Source organism: Tolypothrix campylonemoides VB511288_2 (genome assembly GCF_045999855.1).
In the GTDB taxonomy this organism is placed as follows: Bacteria; Cyanobacteriota; Cyanobacteriia; order Cyanobacteriales; family Nostocaceae; genus Scytonema; species Scytonema bouteillei_A.
Genome location: NZ_JBFPMW010000016.1, coordinates 50697 through 70243 on the forward strand (window position 1 = coordinate 50697; position 19547 = coordinate 70243).

At 42.4% G+C, this 19547-nt stretch carries 13 protein-coding genes; 6 read left to right on the forward strand and 7 right to left on the reverse strand.

Features of this window, described 5'->3' with window-relative positions; all coding sequences use genetic code 11:
- Positions 1-248 precede the first annotated feature (248 nt).
- From AB0756_RS34300 to AB0756_RS34320, 5 genes are all read left to right on the forward strand, one after another.
- On the forward strand, positions 249-2723 hold the full coding sequence (locus tag AB0756_RS34300) for a CHASE2 domain-containing protein (RefSeq protein WP_237266044.1): 2475 nt from the start codon (positions 249-251) through the stop codon (positions 2721-2723).
- A 26-nt stretch (positions 2724-2749) separates the two neighbouring features.
- Complete coding sequence (locus AB0756_RS34305; protein WP_038086422.1) at positions 2750-3538, forward strand: DUF928 domain-containing protein; 789 nt, start codon at positions 2750-2752, stop codon at positions 3536-3538.
- Positions 3539-3682: 144 nt separating this feature from the next.
- On the forward strand, positions 3683-5026 hold the full coding sequence (locus AB0756_RS34310) for a beta strand repeat-containing protein (protein ID WP_038086425.1): 1344 nt from the start codon (positions 3683-3685) through the stop codon (positions 5024-5026).
- A gap of 574 nt (positions 5027-5600) precedes the next feature.
- Positions 5601-6233, forward strand: a complete 633-nt coding sequence (locus tag AB0756_RS34315) for a hypothetical protein (protein ID WP_038086427.1) — start codon at positions 5601-5603, stop codon at positions 6231-6233.
- Positions 6218-6835: a hypothetical protein gene (locus tag AB0756_RS34320; RefSeq protein WP_137986192.1), complete on the forward strand. Its 618-nt coding sequence runs from the start codon at positions 6218-6220 to the stop codon at positions 6833-6835. The genes AB0756_RS34315 and AB0756_RS34320 overlap by 16 nt, the downstream gene beginning before the upstream one ends.
- A gap of 108 nt (positions 6836-6943) precedes the next feature.
- Here the strand turns inward: AB0756_RS34320 and AB0756_RS34325 are convergent, their stop codons facing one another.
- The 3 genes from AB0756_RS34325 to AB0756_RS34335 form a co-directional block, all read right to left on the reverse strand.
- Positions 6944-7960: an SDR family oxidoreductase gene (locus AB0756_RS34325; RefSeq protein WP_038086433.1), complete on the reverse strand. Its 1017-nt coding sequence runs from the start codon at positions 7958-7960 to the stop codon at positions 6944-6946.
- 241 nt (positions 7961-8201) lie between these two features.
- Positions 8202-9236, reverse strand: coding sequence for a DUF4351 domain-containing protein (locus tag AB0756_RS34330; RefSeq protein ID WP_038086437.1), 1035 nt, complete (start codon positions 9234-9236; stop codon positions 8202-8204).
- Between the two features lie 582 nt (positions 9237-9818).
- Positions 9819-10526 carry an ROK family protein gene (locus AB0756_RS34335; RefSeq protein ID WP_038086440.1) on the reverse strand — a complete coding sequence of 236 codons (708 nt, stop codon included), beginning with the start codon at positions 10524-10526 and terminating at the stop codon, positions 9819-9821.
- Positions 10527-10628: 102 nt separating this feature from the next.
- Here AB0756_RS34335 and AB0756_RS34340 point away from each other — a divergent pair, with 102 nt between their 5' ends.
- Positions 10629-11420 (forward strand): creatininase family protein, encoded by a 792-nt coding sequence (locus AB0756_RS34340; protein WP_038086444.1) that lies wholly within the window; start codon positions 10629-10631, stop codon positions 11418-11420.
- Positions 11421-12232: 812 nt separating this feature from the next.
- Here AB0756_RS34340 and AB0756_RS34345 read toward each other — a convergent pair.
- From AB0756_RS34345 to AB0756_RS34360, 4 genes are all read right to left on the reverse strand, one after another.
- A complete protein-coding gene (locus AB0756_RS34345; protein WP_050045470.1) occupies positions 12233-12445 on the reverse strand; it encodes a hypothetical protein in 213 nt (70 codons plus the stop codon).
- Between the two features lie 555 nt (positions 12446-13000).
- Complete coding sequence (locus AB0756_RS34350) at positions 13001-15337, reverse strand: response regulator (protein ID WP_038086447.1); 2337 nt, start codon at positions 15335-15337, stop codon at positions 13001-13003.
- A 744-nt stretch (positions 15338-16081) separates the two neighbouring features.
- Positions 16082-18280 carry a GumC family protein gene (locus AB0756_RS34355; RefSeq protein WP_038086450.1) on the reverse strand — a complete coding sequence of 733 codons (2199 nt, stop codon included), beginning with the start codon at positions 18278-18280 and terminating at the stop codon, positions 16082-16084.
- Between the two features lie 68 nt (positions 18281-18348).
- A complete protein-coding gene (locus AB0756_RS34360) occupies positions 18349-19542 on the reverse strand; it encodes a DegT/DnrJ/EryC1/StrS family aminotransferase (protein ID WP_050045469.1) in 1194 nt (397 codons plus the stop codon).
- Positions 19543-19547 lie beyond the last annotated feature (5 nt).

The window sequence follows — 19547 nt, forward strand, 5'->3', positions numbered from 1 at the left end:
ATATATCGTATATAGAGATTGGGGCTAAAAATAAAGTTAATTTTTTTAAATTTCTACACTTGGGATACTTTTTTCTTGTACCAATGCCACAAACTCGGTTTCCGGACGAGAAATTTAGGGTTTTAGGTTGTAGGTTTTGCAAGAAACCGATTTTTTTCAGCTTCATAAAAAATGGAGCAAGGTGCCAGTATACATATTTACTTTAAAAAAAATAAATTACTGAAAAAAGTAGCTGAACTTCTCTATAAATGGAGACACGAACAACAGTGACTAAGTTAGCGATCTTGAAATTTGGCAAAGGAAGCTTTGAAACTGGGTTTCCAGTAACGCTTGAGATTGGAGAAGAAAATAGCCGTCCTCAAAGTGAAGTCCCAGGTGAACTTCCCCCAAATATAGAATTACTTCTAGAGTTTAATCGCTGGCAAGCAATTTACCGAAGTTTGGATTTTTCAACTCGTCCCATTGGTTTATCAAAACCAAGGACGCAAACTTTGAGTTTGGAGGAGTGCTTGCAAGCAGCTAAATGTTTGTGCGATTGCTTCAATCATTGGCTGCAATCTGACTCTTTTCGTTCCATTCGAGAAAAATGGTTGGAAAAACTGCTGAAATCGGATGAAATAAGGGTAATTTTACAGTCTCAAGATTATCAAATTCAAAAACTTCCCTGGCATCTTTGGGAGTTAATAGAGCGCTATCCAAATGCAGAAATTGCGCTGAGCGTTCCAACTTATGAACGAGTTAATCTTTTATCAAAACCCACGGAAACCGTCAAAATTTTAGCATTGTTAGGTGACAGTAAAGGAATCGACACAATAGCAGATCGGGCCCTCTTAGAGCAACTACCCGATGCAAAAGTTCATTTTCTTGTAGAACCAATGTGTAAAGACTTGACGGATAATCTTTGGCAGCAAAATTGGGATATTCTTTTTTTTGCAGGGCATAGTTCAACTCATATTTCGGGAGAAACAGGCTTAATTTACATCAATCAAACTGAGAGTTTGACAATTAATCAGTTAAAATATTCTTTAAGGCAGGCTGTAGAGCGCGGTTTAAAACTTGCAATTTTTAACTCCTGTGATGGCTTGGGACTCGCACGAGAATTTGCAGCTTTGCAAATTCCACAGTTAATTGTGATGCGAGAACCCGTTCCAGATCTCGTGGCTCAGGCATTTCTCAAACATTTCCTGCAAGCATATGCAGGAGGGAAATCTTTGTATCTAGCAGTTCGCGAGGCAAGGGAAAGAATGCAAGGGCTAGAAAGTCAATTTCCTTGTGCAACCTGGCTACCTGTAATCTACCAAAATCCAGCAGAAATACCGCCAACTTGGGATGAATTGACAACCAGGGGAAGCAAATTACAGTTTTTCAATGCAGATACGCGAAAAGCTCCTCAAAATCCCGATATTCGTCCTATTCGTGTCGCGTCAAATCTTGCAAATGGGAAGAAATTAGTTTTAGAACCTTTACCTTCCACCCAAATTCAAAATCTAAAAAGTCAAGCGAAAAATCCCAAGCATCATCTTCTGTGGCTGACTGGTGTCAGTTTGGCGATCGCGGGTTTAGTCATGGGTATACGTTATTTAGGAATGCTTCAACCATTGGAGTTACAAGCATTCGATCGCTTGTTAAGCCTCCGTCCCAATGAAAAGCCCGATCCTCGCTTGTTGGTTGTTAAGATTACAGAAGAAGACGTACAATCACAGCCCCAAGAAGAACGCCGAGGTTCTCTAAGTGATGCATCGCTCTTGAAATTACTAGCAACATTAGAGGCGTATGAACCACGAGTGATTGGATTGGATATCTATCGCGATTATGCTGTGAAGCAAGATTTACCACAACTAGCAACACAAATGCAAAAAAGCGATCGCCTGATTGCTGTGTGTCGGGTGAGCGATCCTCAGTCCAGTCAACCGGGAATCTCACCACCTCCAGAAATACAGCATCAACGCTTGGGCTTTAGTGACTTAACAGTTGATGCAGATGGTATCGTCCGCCGCCATCTCCTCTCATTAACGCCACCACCCTCGTCGCCCTGTCTTGCTACCTACGCCTTCAGCGTCCAATTAGCATTGCGCTATTTAGCAGTTCAGAATATTTCACTCATATTTACGCCCGATGGGGGTTGGCAATTGGGCAAAGCGACTTTTAAACCACTAGAAGCACATACTGGTGGATACCAAGATCTTGATGCTACAGGTTACCAAATTTTATTGAATTACCGCTCTCATCATTCACTACAGAAATTTGTTTCACAAGTGACGCTTGCAGAAGTACTTGCAGGTAAAGTCGCTCCCAGCGCAGTCAAAGATCGAATTGTTCTCATTGGCACAACGGCTGAAAGCTTTCAAGACTCTTCACTGACACCTTATTCTACACCAGAAGGTAGGGTACAGAAAATACCGGGAGTTATCCTGCAAGCACAGATGATCGGTCAACTGCTGAGTGCAGCACTAGAAGAACGCCCTCTATTGTGGGCTTTGTCTGTATGGCAAGAAACAATCTGGATTTGGGGATGGTCATTAACAGGTAGCTTGCTTGCTTGGTATATCCTAAAAGGACGTTATCTGGCAATTGCTAATGGGTTTGCCATTCTCTGTCTCTATGCAGCTTGCTTTGTTTTTTTAATTCAATGGGGTGCTTGGATACCGCTTGTTCCAGCGACTCTTGCGCTAATTGCTAGCAGTCTTGTCGTTCGCTATGGGAAGTATCAAGTTATTAAGTAAAAACTTTCTTAAAACACAACGAAGCAATGAAACCCTTCAATCGGCAATTAGTTTTCAAAACTTCATTTATCTTAATTTTGATAATAAGCTGTCTTAGCGCTCCGATAGCGCTTCAAGCAAAATCAATGCCTGTTCGTTTCAACCCACCACCACCGCCACCCGATCGCGGCGCACCGGGAAACCGAGGAGAAGGAGCTTCACGGGGAGAGTGTATTTCTAGCAACTTACCCCTAACAGCTTTGGTTCCAAGCTACGAGCAAAGCTTGAGTCTGCAAAAAGGAGAAACAAGTACAATGACTCAGGTATGGGGTCTAACCAGTGTGGAGCAACCAAGCTTTTGGTTTTATCTACCCTACAACCAGTCATTGATTCAAGCGATCGAGTTTGTTTTACAAACTGACAATAACAAAACAATTTACCGCACAAACATCTCAATACCGCCAAAATCGGCCATTATTGGAGTTTCTCTCAAAGAGACTCCAGCCTCTCTCGAGATTGACAAGCGCTATCGCTGGTTTTTGAAGGTGAGAGTTGCATGCAATTCTCAGCAAACAACTTTAGATTATGTAGAAGGCTGGGTTCAGAGAGTGAATCTAAAGACAGCACTGAGCGATCGCTTAAAACAAGCCACTCCACAGCAACAAGCAGTTATCTATGCTCAAGAAGGTATTTGGTATGATGCTCTCACATCTCTAGCAGAACTCCGTCTGGCAAATCCTCAGGATTCAGTATTAGCTGAAGACTGGAAAAACTTGCTCGCGACAATTGGGTTAGAAAAAGTGGTAGCACAACCGCTTGTTCGCGTAACGAGATAATGCACTCACTCGTTACAAAATCGCAAAGCTGTTCTTCGTGATTTTGCAACGAGTAAGTAACTCTCTTATGTCACTCAGCGCGAGAGAATAATTGAAGCGAATAGAATTCACTGCTACACAAACGAAATCCCTCACTATTCTAATATGGCTATAGACCTTTCCACCCTAACCTTTACCAACCGAGCCGATCTAGTCCCTACATCAGGAACTGCGGAAATTTTCAATACTGGCATCGTTAATACCCTTGGTGGTAACGACACTCTCACTGGCACCGGCGCTAACAACTCATCTGTATTTTTCCAAAGCGCTGGCATCACAAATAGTGGTACCATTAATACCAGTAATGGTAATGATACGATTACAGCTACTAGCGATGAACTCTTTAGTGGTGGTTCTACAAACGGTGGAGTCCTCGATAACTCTGGTACTATTGATACTGGTAGTGGGGATGACGTAATCAGAGCCACAGGTAGGATTCAACCTGGTAGTGGAAGTGGCAGTGCAATAAATAATACTGGTAGCATCAAGACGGGTGCTGGCAACGATACAATTAGTGGTGTAATAACTGGCACTGGAAATTTTGTAGGTATATCCAATCAAGAAAGTAGTACGATTAATACTGGTAGTGGTGACGATACAATCATTGGTACGGGACCTAGCACTGGCTTGGCGGGAATCCTTAACGAAGGCATCATTAATAATGATGGTGGTAATGACTCAATCATTGGTAATGGTGACTTAAACGGTATTGTTAACAGAGGCATTATCAATACTGGTAATGGTGATGACTCAATCACAGGTAATGCTACGTCGTCTATTAGCGATGGAGGCTCTGGAGTCTTAAATTCCTTTGGCACCATTAACACAGGTGCAGGGAACGACACAATTATTGGCACGGGAGATATAGGGATTTACAACACTCCCTTCTTAAGCAGTAGCAACAGCATTATCGATACAGGTGCAGGGAACGACACAATTATTGGCACAGGAGATATAGGAATTTACAACACTCCCTATAACTTCAGCAATAGTAGCAACAGCAGTATTATTAATACGGGTGCAGGCAATGACACCGTTATTGGTAATGGTTCAAGCGTTGGTATTTACAATGACGGCATCATAAATACTGGTACGGGCAATGATACCGTTGATGCCCTTAATGGTGGCTTTTCTAGCTTTAATCCTCCAGATCTCGGAGGTGTACTACCTAGGTTTAATGGCTTAGGTATTGTCCTTCTCGGGGACGGCGATGACGTTCTTAAAGGCTTCGGAACTGGTCGTTTTGATGGTGAAGATGACAAAGATACGCTACTGTTAGGGACTGGACAATATACTGTCTCAGGCATCACAAATGCTGATGGCTTTTATACAGTCAATAACGGCACAACAGATATGTTCGTAAAGAACTTCGAGTTTATTGGGAGTGCCAGCGATCCTGCTGCCGCTTTTAGTTTTAACAGTGTTATTGGCAAAACTTTGACAGTGTAGCTATAGATACTAATTCTCAGCCAGATTCCGCGTCACAAAGCGTGCGCGGATTGGCTCAATAAAAACGCCTTTCAAAATAAACTCAACTGTCACGTCTGTAAATGTTTTAGGTGCGACTCTGAGCGTGGAGCGAAAACCACCAGGGCGATCGCGCTCCTCATCGCTTCTTAGTTTCAGAACTCTGAGAGGCTAGTGGGCTATTGCTTTTTACAAAACTTTATACGCCGGAGTCACAGACAACCTCCATTGCACCATACAAGTCAAAACCCGTAAATTGTATGGAATTGTTAAGCGAATCTAGTAGAAGGTAACAAATTGTTCCCATTTTAAAATTGCTCTATTGGTCTTGCTACAAAGACAACTACAGCATTCTGCTAGTTGTTTGATAGCAATTAAACAGCATAGTCAACTGCACAAAAGGGTTAATTAGCAATTGCTGAAAAATTATAAAACAATGACTGAAAACCCCAGTTTAGAGTTAGTAAACGAATTTGCGACTCTTAGTAAAATCAACTACCGTTAGGAGATAATTTATAACAACAAGTCTTTGTTGCACTTGTTGGGAGGAAAAGCCATGAGAAAAGGGCTAACAGCAGTACTTTTGCTGATGTCATTCTCACTAACTGCCACAGTTTATGCGGTATCAGTTGAAGATTCAGCATCTGAGAATTTATCGCAAGATAGATCTGAGACAAAGTTTGAGAACGTCAGTGATAGCGTATCCGATGTTGGAATTGACCAATCCACAGCGATCGCACCTGAGAGTGGGAACCGGACTTCTGAGACTGTATGGAACAGCGCGATCGGTGATTATGAAAGGGTCAGCACCTTTGCTTATCCCTCAAGCGGGCAATGTGGTTTGCAGGTGAATACACCACATGCCTCTAATACATACTCTGAAGAAATTCACACTCGCATCGTGTCATTTTGTAAAGTTCTTCCTTTAATCTCAAACACCGTTAGCGGCAAGACTTACAGATCGCGTTGGTACGGCTGGCAGCGTGTAGCCACACTCTCGCCAAAAACCGTTACCGCTTCAAGCAGTACGGTGCAAAACTACCGTAGAACAGTTGTTGCTAAGTGTAAGGCAGGAGATTGGCATCGTTACCGTACTGAAGGATTCGGTACGGTCAGCACTGGAGTTCAAAACTTTTCAGCAGCAGCTTACGAGCAGAACGATGATGAAATTCAGTGCGTCCGACGTTAATATCCGTGCAGTGCCAGTGCTTCCGCTCAATTGCAGTTAGCTTAATCGCGATCGGGCTTAACTGCGGATGTACTACCAAATCGAATCAACAAGATACTTCAGTTGCCCCTTACCTTCCAAACGAACAGCTAGCCGCTCCCAAGACAGCACCATTATTTTTGGTTGCAGCACCTGGAGAACCAACAATAGAGCCATTTTATATTGATTGGTCAGCTGCTCGTGGCAGTATAAAAGTGCCTCCGTCTGTCATGCACTGGTCTGCAATAGCACAAAAATCAACAACATTAGGGTGGCTTGAGACTTCACAAATTCCAATCCGAGTTGTCATTTACGTCTACCCTCAAGTCAGTCCAACTGGAATACCACCTGAAAATTCGGGTTTTGAGCATCGCTGCCTGCATTCAAGTTCCCAGCAATCGTTTTGCACCTACCGTAAGATTGTACATTCAAACAAATCGGCAATAGAACTGACCGTGCGCGATAAGTTAGGTCCTGATGCCTGTTATGTTGTTGTACATGGGGCTTGGATTGTTCAAGATTCTCAAGCAGTTCCATACAATGAGGTATCTGCATCTTGGGGGTGGAGCCGCTGTCCCAGATAAGTAAACGAGCCACTCCACAGCAACAAGCAGTTATCTATGCTCAAGAACGTAAAAACGGAGTTTCAAATTTTCTTTTACGAAAGTAATAAAAGAGAGGTAAGACCCAAATTAAACATTATTTCCAGGACGCCATCCACCAAGCAAAGCTGCAACACCTAATGCTGCAAAGGTAACTGCACCCCATTTAAGAGGTGGATTCATATCTAGCCAATCTAAGAAAGTTGGAATTGCCAATTGGTCGAAGTCTCCCTTCACTCTGTCATACTCAGGTACAGGTCCATAGAGATTATCTGGTGCATCTTCTGACTTAGGTTCGTTAGTCCTCTGTCCTGCAAAAGCAATCAGCGTCAGTATTGAATCTACAAGTTCTGGCGAAACCCGTTGCAACACATCCAAGACTCTGCCAACATCCCCTGCTATAAAATCGCGAGTGGGATGTTCTGCTGCGTAAAGAATAGCATCGGCAACAATGTTGGGTTGGTAATATGGGGGTATTCCTGTAGGCTTAACCCCCAGCTTGGTGCGAACTTTGTTGTAATAAGGGGTGTTAATCACCGCAGGCTTTATGGATGTCACGCTGATGGGCAATTTTTCATGTTGCAACTCAACACGCAGCGATTCTAAGAAACCTTCAACCCCATGCTTGGCAGCAGAATAGGGGCTTTGTAGTGGTAAACTGCGGACACCTTCCACTGAGGAGATATGAATTAATGCTCCTCGTCCCTCTTGTTTGAGATAAGGGAGTGCTGCCATTGCACCATGAACTTGTCCCATTAAGGTAACGTCTACAACGCGTTGAAACTCTTCTGGTGAGATTTGGTCGAAGCGAGCAAGTACACCTGTTGCTGCAGCATGAACCCATGTATCTAGCCGTCCATAAAGTGCGACAGTTTTGTCTGCGATCGCTTTGACTTGTTCAAAATCACTCACATCAGCTAAAACATATGCGGCTTCTCCGCCAAAGCTTTGGATTTCTTTCACCAAAGACTGTAGCCCTGATTCGCTACGCGCAGCAACCATCACCTTTGCGCCTTTTTGGGCAAACTTCAAAGCGGTTTCGCGCCCAATCCCACTAGAAGCACCGACTACAGCAACAACTTGTTGATTAATAGGTTTTAATTGCATAGTTTTTACCCTTACTCTCTCTCCCATGTAAAGCTTTGTGAAGCGATCGTTCATCTTTCATTGGGCTGACAAAAGGGAGCGATCGCAGAACAGTTTCAAGAGTGGGTTCCGAGTGCTGCTCTGATTATACCAGTGGCAGAGGTAGGGCGAAATTGGACAACATTGAGATCGCTGCCTTTAATGTTCTCACAGTTGTTGACAAGCTGCTTCTACGTTAAATCGAGCTTCTCAGCAGTTTACCTTACACTGTTGGATTTGCTCCTAACCAGTTCAGTAACTCCTCAATAGTTGTAAAATCTAACAAAGCTTCGCCAAGTGCTTCTAATTGGTTTGTTGAAAGGGTTTGAATGCTTTCTCTCACCGATTGTGGCAACTCCCCTAGCTGTCTTTGTAGTTGCCGTAGAATAAGTTTTTGTTCGCCTTCAAGCTTTCCTTCAAGCTTTCCTTCAAGCTTTCCTTCAAGCTTTCCCCGTTCGTAACCAATGCGCTCGCCTGTGGTAATATAACTCATACTCCGCTCCTGTTCCGCAGTTGCTACAACGCGGGGAACCCGCGCAACGCACTGCTCTTCAAATCGCTTAAATTCTTCCCACAACTCTGCTTCCAATCCTTTTGGTAATATCATAACCCAATCGATAAATCGATATAAGTTACGAATATCTCTCTCTGTCAATCCTAAATCATACAATCGTCGAATCAAGCTAAATTTCCAACTTTTTCGTTCTCCTGGTTTTTTACTTGTCTCCTGCGTTTTTAAATTTGCCATGACTACCGTTGCAAATGGGTTATTGCTGGCTTCTAATTCTGTCCAACGGTTTTGGTAATCGAGAAGCTTGACGGTGCCAAATTCAAAGTTCAGCTTGGTCTTGGGGTAGCTGTAACTATATTGGTTTGGTCGCCATGTGGGGTCGGAATCGCACAAAATCGCCAAACTTATGGCAGGTTTAGCAAATCGGTCAAAAATCCGTAAATTGTAAGAAAACATTCTTTGTGCAAAGTCGTCTTCTGATTTTGCCTGGACTTCTACGTGTATTAGCAACCACATTTCTTCTCCTTGAAGTTGCCAAACTTTGACTAACTTATCGACATATCGCCTACCTTGTTTTGCATCGCGTGCGATTTGCTGAAATTCTTTATCCAGAAATTCGTGGTGACGTTCCCAGTTAATTAATGCCGCTACTTCCGGAAAGAAAAATTGCATGGCTTGGGGAAAGTATGCTTCTAAAATTTCTTTCCACGGTGAATCATTATCGACTCTTTTGCTTTTGGCGGTCATATTTCAATTGCTATACAGAACATATATTCTATAGCAATCCTATTTGATATCCGAACAAGGGAGACAAGGAAGACAAGGGAGAGGTGTTTCCAACTCCTGCACTGATTGCTATCCTAAAAAAATTAAGAGAAGTTGTCATATGATTTTCTTCCCACTATAAAATTACCGCTGTACTTTCTTCTTTCTTCGCACTCTTTGTGCCCTTGTATAGTTCATTTAAATCTGACACTACAAGCAACATCTTATGATGACATTCCTATCAATTACTGTTCCGTTGCTATCGATATTATTCCTCTGTCCTCTCCCTCTGCGTCCTCTGCGTTCTCGGCGGTTTTTTAATTATTCAAATGCTACCGGATCTGATATAAGTAGCTGCAAATAATCATTACCAGTTTGTAGTTACGATGTATGCGCTAAAGCGCTACTACGAGCTAAATACAATGATTTTACTTTCACAACAGTTACAACTATAGGTTGGGTAAACCCGTGTGGAAACTCAACAAATGTCTGTGAATGTTGGGTTTCGTTCCTCAACCCAACCTATGGGACTTTTGACCAATAACCAATGACAAATGACAACACTTAATCCTTCCACAAAGCAATACCGCCTAATAATCCAGTCACATTTGGAATAATCTTTACATTTTTTGGCAACTCAATATTGACTTTATTGGCTTCCCCTCCGCCGATGTAGAGGTAATCGTAGTTGAAGAGATGTTCCAAAGATGCGATCGCTCTTTGCAAACGCCTGTTCCATTTTTCCTTACCAATCTTGTCTAAAGTCGAACGTCTCAATTGTTCTTCGTAAGTTTCCCCTTTGCGAAACGGATGGTGTCCCATTTCCAAATTTGGCACCAGTTTGCCATCAACAAACAAAGCAGAACCAAAACCCGTACCCAGTGTAACCACCAATTCCACGCCTTTTCCAGAAATTGCGCCCAAACCTTGCATATCGGCATCATTTATGACACGCACGGGTTGATTTAAACGTGCTGACAATGCTGTTGCCAAATCAAACCCAACCCACTCAGGAGTTAAATTCACTGCTGTTCCGATGACACCACTACGCACAACACCAGGAAAACCTACTGAAACGCGATGATATTCTCCTTGAGTTGCTGCTAAAGAAGCGATCGCATGAATCACAGCTTCTGGTATAGCAGGTTGGGGCGTTTCTGTTCGCGCCCTTTCCGTTAAGGGATTGCCTTTGGTATCTAGAACCATTACCTTAACACCGCTACCACCAATATCAACAGATAAGGTACGGATAGCTCCATCATTTACGACCATTGCTTTTTTTGAGTACATATGGACTGGGGAGTGAGGACTGGGAAATCAATCCTCAGTCGCTACCTTTTATGTATTAATTTTATCAGAGATATAATAACCAATATGCACGGCTTCATTCCTCCATCACGCTTTTTTCCATACTTGACGTGGACTGATGTTCAAGCAATGCCGAACAAAGAAAATGTTGTCATAATCCAACCAGTAGGAGCAGTAGAACAACACGGTCCCCATTTACCACTGATTGTTGATGCGGCTATTGGTGCAGCGGTTTTGGGAAAAGCTTTGGAAAAACTAGACCCCAACATTCCAGCCTATGCCCTGCCAAATCTTTACTACGGTAAATCCAACGAACATTGGCATTTTCCCGGTACGATTACCCTCAGTGCTAAAACCTTACTGAAAACTTTGATAGAAGTTGGAGAAAGTGTTTACCGTGCTGGGTTTAGAAAATTCGTGTTGATGAACTCTCATGGAGGACAACCCCAAGTTATGGATATTGTCGCACGAGATCTACACGTTAAATACAGCGATTTTTTTGTGTTTCCACTTTTCACCTGGCGAGTTCCCCATATTACTGGAGAATTACTGACTCCTAAAGAAAAAAAATTAGGAATTCATGCCGGGGATGCTGAAACTAGTATTATGCTGGCAATTTTACCCGAACAAGTCAAAATGGATGCTGCAGTTGTAGAATATCCTCCCGAACAGCCAGAAGGGAGTTTGCTCAGCATCGAAGGTAAGCTATCTTTTGCTTGGACAACACGGGATTTGAGTCAAAGCGGGGTTATAGGCGATCCTACAGTTGCAACTCAAGATAAAGGCGATCGCATTCTTGAATCTGTTTCTGATGGGTGGGTACAAGTTATTCACGATATCTTTGCGTTTAAACGTTGACCCAATCTTTCTCGTTCCCAGACAGAACTTATTGGTGATACCTATAACAACGGGAGCATCCCAATTTGGAAAAAACATTAAGCGATTGAAATCGCAGCTATACAAACCAAGTCCCTCCGGGTATCTCCTTACGGAGACGCTATGTGCAAGGCACACGCTTCGCGATGCCGCAGGCTATGCCCGTAAGGGCTATACGCGATGCGAAGCTACTCCCTTCCCGCTCGAAGATTTCTTAATTAAATGAACCGCAGAGGCGCAGAGGACACAGAGGAAAGAGGAGAAGAAGATCGGTAGTCTTATGGCGGAAAGGGAGTACGCCCGCAGGACTATACGCCAGTCTCCTGGGCGTGGGAAATCCCCTATAAGAACAAGGTAATGGTGATACCAATTTTCTATGAAGATGCATATAATTAGCCTGCGTATAGCCCTTACGGGCATAGCCTGCGGCATCGCGTAGCGTGCGCTTTGCGCTTAGGCAGGCTTTGTTTGTATAGCCGAGGCAGCGCGTTGCGGAGAGAAGTTGCGGCTTGGGGGTTTCCACGTCAGATGCTTCACTTGGGCAAAGACGACAGGTGCTCCAACGGAGGAAACCTCCGCAACGCACTGTCTCCCCAAGACCGCACTGACTCCCCAATAGCAAACTTCGGAGGGTTCCCCCCGTTGTAGCGCCTGCCGTCCACTCTTCTAGAGTGAGGGCAATAGTGTGCAACTTCACATAGAATTGGTATGAGGAGCAACATTACCCATTCACCAACCGATCCTTGAAGAAGTTCGGAATTTTGCAGCCTCTCAAACACGTCCAAACCTTGTGCTCATGCAAAAACTTGTTCGGCTTTTATAGCGCTGTTGATATAGTACTCGGTAACTTTGCAGGCATTTTTGAGATTCATTTCAAGCAAGTTAATTTTTTTGGCTTCTCTGGTAAAACTTGGCATCTCTTGCCGACAGGTCGGGCAAAACCAATAGATCCCTTGAGAGCGAACGTGGCGTAATAACTGGTCGGTGCAGCAAGGGCAAGAATTCATAATCTTTTTACCTCCACTCAAGGGTCGAGTAATAAATGTTTAATAAAGCAGTTGATATTAATACGGAGTTGCATTCAAAGACATGACTTGTTGGTGAAACAAGTGAGACACGGGAGAGAACACGATGTAGCAATGCAAGCTGGTCTAAAATTGTATGGAGATTAACTGCAATTACGTATCAGCCCTTAAACTTTATGTGTTTGCAGTATTCAGGACGTGCTGTTTTTACGGAATAATTTCATTCTAAAGTCACAATGTGAGAATCTTGTGAAGATGAAGTAGCAAAATCATCAATAAATTTACGTGTTAATTCTGCTAAAAATACTCTTCTTATGAATGAGACTTACGTATATCTTCGCTTTATTTAGTCAGATTGTTTGAGAGCAAGGTTGAATAGTGCCTGGAGAGAAGGAATCTTTTATAAAAGCTTAAAGAGTTTCTTCCATCTGAACTAATCGCAGTTCGTTAAGAAATATAACAGTGTCTACTTGTACGGTGGCTGGAAGATCTCTTGAATGGGATGCTGCAACGTAACAATTCTCAAGAATTTTCAAATCAATTTTGGGTAAGTGCTGGTAACGCGCAGTTACAACCGGTTGCTTGAGCACGACCGAGGGCAATATTGGCAGATTTGTATAAAGACTGCAAATCGTCGCCATCTTCTGGGTATTGGGCTATACCCGCACTGGCAGTTATTTGAAACTCGCTGTTATTGCTAGCAGTAAACTTTTGCTCGTGCAGTGTTTCTAGAATTTGAACAACTCGTTGGAGTCCCTGGCTTCGAGTCATACCATACATCCCAACGACAAATTCCTCTCCACTCCAACGAGAGACAACATCTTCTCCACGAAACGATCGCTGTAGAAGTTGTCCGAGTTGTCGCAGGACTGCATCACCAGCTGCGTGACCAAAATCGCTGTTAATTTGCTTGAACTTATCTAATTCTAGAATAGCCAAACACATGGGTTGATTGTGCCTCAAACTCAAGCGCAGTAGCTTGTTCAAGTCTTGAGTGGCTCGATGGCGATTGTACACTCTAGTGAGCGGGTCAATTTCTGCTAAACTCCGTTGCAGTTTAGTCCGTTCTAACCGATGGAGGATACGGCTGACTAGTTCTGGACCTACAATTGGGTTTCTGACAAAATCATCGGCACCAGCAGCAAAAATTTGATGAATAGTGGTGGCATCTATATTATTGGCAAGAAATAGAATTGGCAATCCACCCCAACGTACATCGTTTCGTACTATTTGGCACAGTTCATTGCCGTTTAAGTTGGGCATATCAAGGTTGACAATCAGTAAATCTGGTGTAGATGCTTCTAGAGTTTCCCAAAACTGTTGCGGATCTTTCTCTACGATCGCTTTCAGTCCCCAAGGCTCTAATAGAGCTTTTAACGTGTTTGGAGTTTGGGAATTGTTGTCTATAACCATCACCACTGCTTCCGAGTCAATGTTAGTTGGTTGCAAGATATGCGTAATAACTTGTATCACCTCATTAGCAGCCATTGGCTTTTGTAAAAAAGTACGTCCTCCCAATCGCGCCACTTCCAAGCGAGTATCCAAATTGCTATGGGTTGTAAAGACCACAACAGGTACTGGTGGTGTTTGTAATAAAAGTTCTGCTAGCAGGGCAAAACTCTCTTCAGTTGTATTTCCGACAAGGGGGTCAAGTAAAATGGCATTAGGAGCAAAACAGTCAATTTTATCCCTAACTTCAGACAAGGTTGTCGCTACTTCTGCAATGATTCCTTGAGCTTCAGCCCTAATCACTAATTCACGTGCTAGTTGGCGATCGCTATCAATTATTAATAACTTGGGGCGTCCATCTTTGGAATTTGCCAACTTTGACAGTAATCCTGGGGATGAAGACTCTATTTCTTTGCGTAAAGCCATTACCAACTTGTACAAGTACTTAGTTTCTTTAGTTGAAGGTTGGCTGAGCTGCAGGTAATGTTTGATTGTACGAGCTAACTGAGCGCTTTTGTTCAAACCACAATGACACAATGAAGCTACTAATGTTTGAGCTTCTTGTTCGGCTAAAGTCTGGAGTTCCTGGCTCTGTGTCTGTTGCAAGTAAGCTGTAGCAGCTTGTTCGAGCACAGTTATATGCTGGTTCATTCTTTCTTTAAACCGATTCAAAGCTTCTGTTAATGCGGGTGATGTCTGCTGTTGCTGTTTATTACCTCTCTTCAGAGAGATGTTATTTATCGGTTTTGTTGGTAACGCTTTGAGACGATACCCGATACCATAAACAGTTTCAATTATATCGGTAGGTGCTCCCACAGCCTTTAACTTCTGCCGCAATCCTTTGATTTGAGTTCTCACGGCTTCCTCTGTCGGTGTGTTTGCAAATGACCAAATATGTTCGAGAATTGCATCACAACTAAACACCCTTTTAGGATGTCGCATCAACAACTCTAAAAGAGCGTACTCTTTAGGCGTGAGCTGTATCGGTTGCGTTTCATAACGGACTTCAAGATTGCTGGGGTCAAGGCGCAGGTTTCCCCACTCTAATATAGGTGATGGAGTAGAGCTACTCCGACGCAGTAAAGCGCGGATACGAGCAATAAGTTCTTTGGAGTCAAAAGGTTTTACCACATAATCATCTGCTCCTGCGTCTAGCCCCATGGCTTTATCATGACCGCTATCTCGACCTGTTAACAAAAGAATCGGGACTGTAAAACCACGCGATCGCAACTGGCGGCACAGGCTAATACCATCGAGTTCAGGTAACATGATATCGAGCAGTATCAAATCGTAGTTGAAGGCTTGTACTAAGTCCCAAGCTGCTTGACCATTTGTGGTCACTTCCACTGCATAACTTTGATAATGAAGGAGTGCAGTGAGTGACCTAATGATAGATTCATTATCCTCTACAATAAGAATCCTCATGATGACTCATTCCTTTAAATTTTTGGTGTTATATACGTTAAGAGTTTGTAACAATTTTTTGAATTAGACACCGACAACCACAATCATCATTGAAGCTGAGCTTCAGTCTTCATAAAATGCCAAAAAACCTTGTTGAATTCAGCAAACTCCAGCCTAAGTTCTGACATCCTTTGGCTGCGTTCTTTATACACACAACTCTCACGCATAGATTGCAGTTTAGTATAGAAAGTCTTCAGCTGCAACTTGACATCTAATATAGAGGTATAAAGATTTGATGAATTCAAAAATTCTAGAAAGTATGAATAACCGTAGATATAACTATTATTTGATGTAAAGAATTTATACTTTACTAGAATTAAAATTCTTTAAGTAAGAACAAGCGACTTAACTATTATCAATCAACGTTCTCAGACTTACCTTAGAATTCACATATATAGTTAAATTACTGAAAAGCAAGTATCATATTATCGAAAATCTTCTTTAGATAGAAGAAGAAAAAAATGTAATAGTTCTATAAAGATAAAATTACATTATATTAAGTCCCAAGCCCTAACTTTCTGAAGGGTACGGTTGACCGTTTAGGGCTCATATTCAGTTTAGACGCACACTTATAGTACCCTTTTAGTTGCAAATAATACACAGTTTGCTTAAAATATTACGGAAATAACTTGCAGCAATGTGTAGTATGCTTTCGGTACCAGCATACTACACTTTATATTGTATCGGCTAATTTTTTGCAAGTTTCTAAATACGTAAATTCATTGAACCAAGAATCCCCCGATTTGAAGTCACTGGAGTGTCAGAAGTGTAGCCTTCAGTGTAGTAGTAGTTATAGCGTTTATTGTTAGAACTGACTCCATTGACTGCATAACCCAGAACTTTCTGACCGGATTTTTCCAAAAGCTCTTTAGCAAAAATAGTACTTGCAGAATCAACAACCCCCGGTCGAACAACAAACAATACACCATCAGCCATGTGACCTAAAATAGCCGCATCAGCAGCAACATTTAATGCTGGAGCATCAACGATCACAAAGTCGTAAGTAGCAGCAAAACTTTCAATTAACCGAGCCATTCGTTTGGAGTCAAGGAGAGATGCTGGAGAAGGAGGTACAACACCAGCCGTGAGGACATCTAAATTATCCCAAACTCTTTTGATAGCTGTCCCGCTGTCAACTTGTCCGACAATCGTATTGCTTAAACCCTCAGTATTACATAGTTCCCAAATTTGATGCTGAACTGGACGGTGCAGATCTGCATCTATCAGCAAAACTTTGCTCTCCATTTGAGCCATTGCAGTTGCTAAATTCGCAGCTACTGTTGATTTCCCTTCTCTAGGCACAGCGCTTGTAACAACTATCACTCTTACTTCCTTGTCAGCGCTAATAAATCTCAAGTTAGCCCTTAGCATTCGGTAAGCTTCACTCACTGCAGAACGTGGGGTATTTTTAACAACAAGTTGATAGAGGGAAGATTCAGAGTGGCGATCGCTGTAATTTAATGTTTTGAGCTTATCAAAGGAGGGGATAATTCCTAATAAAGTCTCTCCCAATAATTCTTGGACTTCACCTACAGTCTTAATGGATTTATCTTGTGCTTCTAAAATGTATAGACTTGCCAAAGCTGCTAAATTAGCAATTAAACCTGCACTTAAGTATAAAAGCATAGGAGAAGAAGTCGGATCTTCTGGGACTTGAGCAGCAGATATAATGCGGGCGTTGCCTATGTTCTGATTCTCGGCAATGCGAATTTCTTGGAGCTTTTGTAATAAGAGGGAATAGGTAGATTGGGCGGCTTGTAGTTGACGTTCTAACTCCCGTTGTTGTTGCTCTAATCTCGGCAATACCTCTAACCTCTTTCTATAGTTAGACTGTAAATTGGTTAAAGCCAAGACTTGATTGGTTAAACCCAAACGAGTGGAATCTAATTCTATGAGTCTAGCCGTAAGGGTTTGTTGCAATTCTCCAAGTTGCAGGTTGTGATTCAATTGTGGTTGCGGAGTCCCTGCAACATTTTGAACCCGGCTGTTTAATATTTCTCTAAAAGCTGCTAAATTACTTTTTAAATGAATGATTGTGGGGTGAATATCTTGCAAAGTACTTCTTTTAGCAGCAAGTTCAGTTTCTAGCCGCTGGATTTCTTTAAGTACATCTTGCACGCCAGGAGACTGACTGACAGAAGTCTCAATGACTGCTTGTTGGGAGTTCACCTTCAATTGGTTGCGGATAGCTTGAGACTGAGCAGTGAGATCGGCAATTCTAGATTGAGAGTCCCCAATTTGCTTTTGTAAATCAGCCATCCTTGCTACTGCACTAGTCGCTTCCTCTGATAAAGCAACAATCTGGTTGTTTTCTTTGAACTTGCGTAATTCAGCTTCTGCACGCTGCACAACTAATTCGGCTTTTGGTAAATGTCTCTCGATGAATTTGCGAGCAGATGCGACTTCCATTCTATGGAAAAAGATGTTTTGGTCTAAATAGACTTGCATTAAAGTATTAACAACATCTGCAGATGTTTTAGGATTGGTGTCCTTATATGTTATTTGTAGAACATCGCTTCCTTTAATTTCTTTAATCGCCAATCGGTTAATAAAATCCTTCGATTTGAGGGGGTTGTCTTCGCTGTCTTTGAGGTTAAGGAGGTTAATAGTTTTTTGCACAACAGGGACAGAACTGATAATTTCTGCTTCTGTATGGAGAAGATTACTTCGATCGCCTGTTAATGGTTCTAACTTACCTATGTCAGTTCCTACTCCCGTTAGAGAAGAAATCGTGTTATTTTGTAATGACAGTTTTCCTTCCGCTTCATAAGAAGATTTTTTCAGAGATAATGCGAACACTGATATCAAGAAAACCGACACTAAGATTCCTAAAGCAGGGAATCCACGGTGCTTGAGTACTTGCCAGTATTTATCAAGATTTACAACAGTTACTTGTGTTTCCATAACAAATTTTAAATCTATGTTTATTGTTTCATTATTGATAGAGCGATACAATTTATATTGTCATTTGTTCATAGTTTTTTACCAATGAGCAATGACTTATGACCCACGATTGAAGAAGTGCGATCGCTGCTTTTGTTATGGTGGGTTATAGAAATGGCATCGATCGCTCGTTCTAAGTCTTGGTTTGTGAGATTAGAGCCAGAAGGTAAGCAAAGACCCCGTGTGAATAAGTCTTCAGCGACTGCACCTCCAATACATTCACAGCCTGCAAATACTGGCTGTAGGTGTAACGGCTTCCATACAGGACGAGTTTCAATTTGCTGTTCGGCTAGCGCTACACGGATTTGCTCTCGATCTGCACCAAACAGCTTGGGATTGATTGTTAAACAAGTCAGCCACCGAGTCGCAAATCCAAAACTAGCTTCTGGCATAAACTCTAGTCCTGGTAAATTTCTTAAAGCCCGGTGGTACACCTCAAAATTGCGTCGTCTAGCTGCAACTCGCTCGCTCAAAACACGTAACTGAGCGCGACCGATACCAGCCAAAACATTGCTAAGGCGATAGTTGTAACCAATTTCTGAGTGTTGGTAATGAGGAGCCGGATCGCGTGCTTGTGCTGCTAAAAAACGGGCTTTGTTCGTCAGTTTTTCGTCATGAGAAACTAACATCCCGCCTCCAGACGTCGTAATGATTTTATTCCCGTTAAAGGAGTAAATACCAATACGCCCGAAGGTACCAGGCGTTCGCCCTTTATAAGTAGCGCCTAACGTTTCAGCCGCATCTTCAATTAAAGGAATCTCATATTCATTGCAAATTTTCAAAATGGGATCGATATCAGCACTTTGACCGTACAAATGCACCAGTACAACAGCTTTGGGCAATTTGCCTTCTCTGGCGCGACGAGCCAGGGATTCACAAAGCAACTCGGGATTCATGTTCCATGAAGTGCGATCGCTGTCAACAAATACAGGTTTTGCTCCTAAATAAACAATTGGGTTAGCAGTTGCAGTAAATGTGAGCGTAGAACAAAAAACTTCATCCCCATACTTAACGCCAACTAATTGCAAAGCTAAATGAATAGCTGCTGTACCGGAAATGAGCGCTGCTGCATGATGAGCGCCAGTCACTTGACAAAATTCTTGCTCAAAAGCATCTACATGGGGACCAATAGGGGCGATCCAGTTAGTGTCAAAGGCTTCTTTAACAAATTCCAGTTCGCGATCGCTCATGTGGGGTGTTGAGAGGAGAATTGGTTTATTCATGGTTT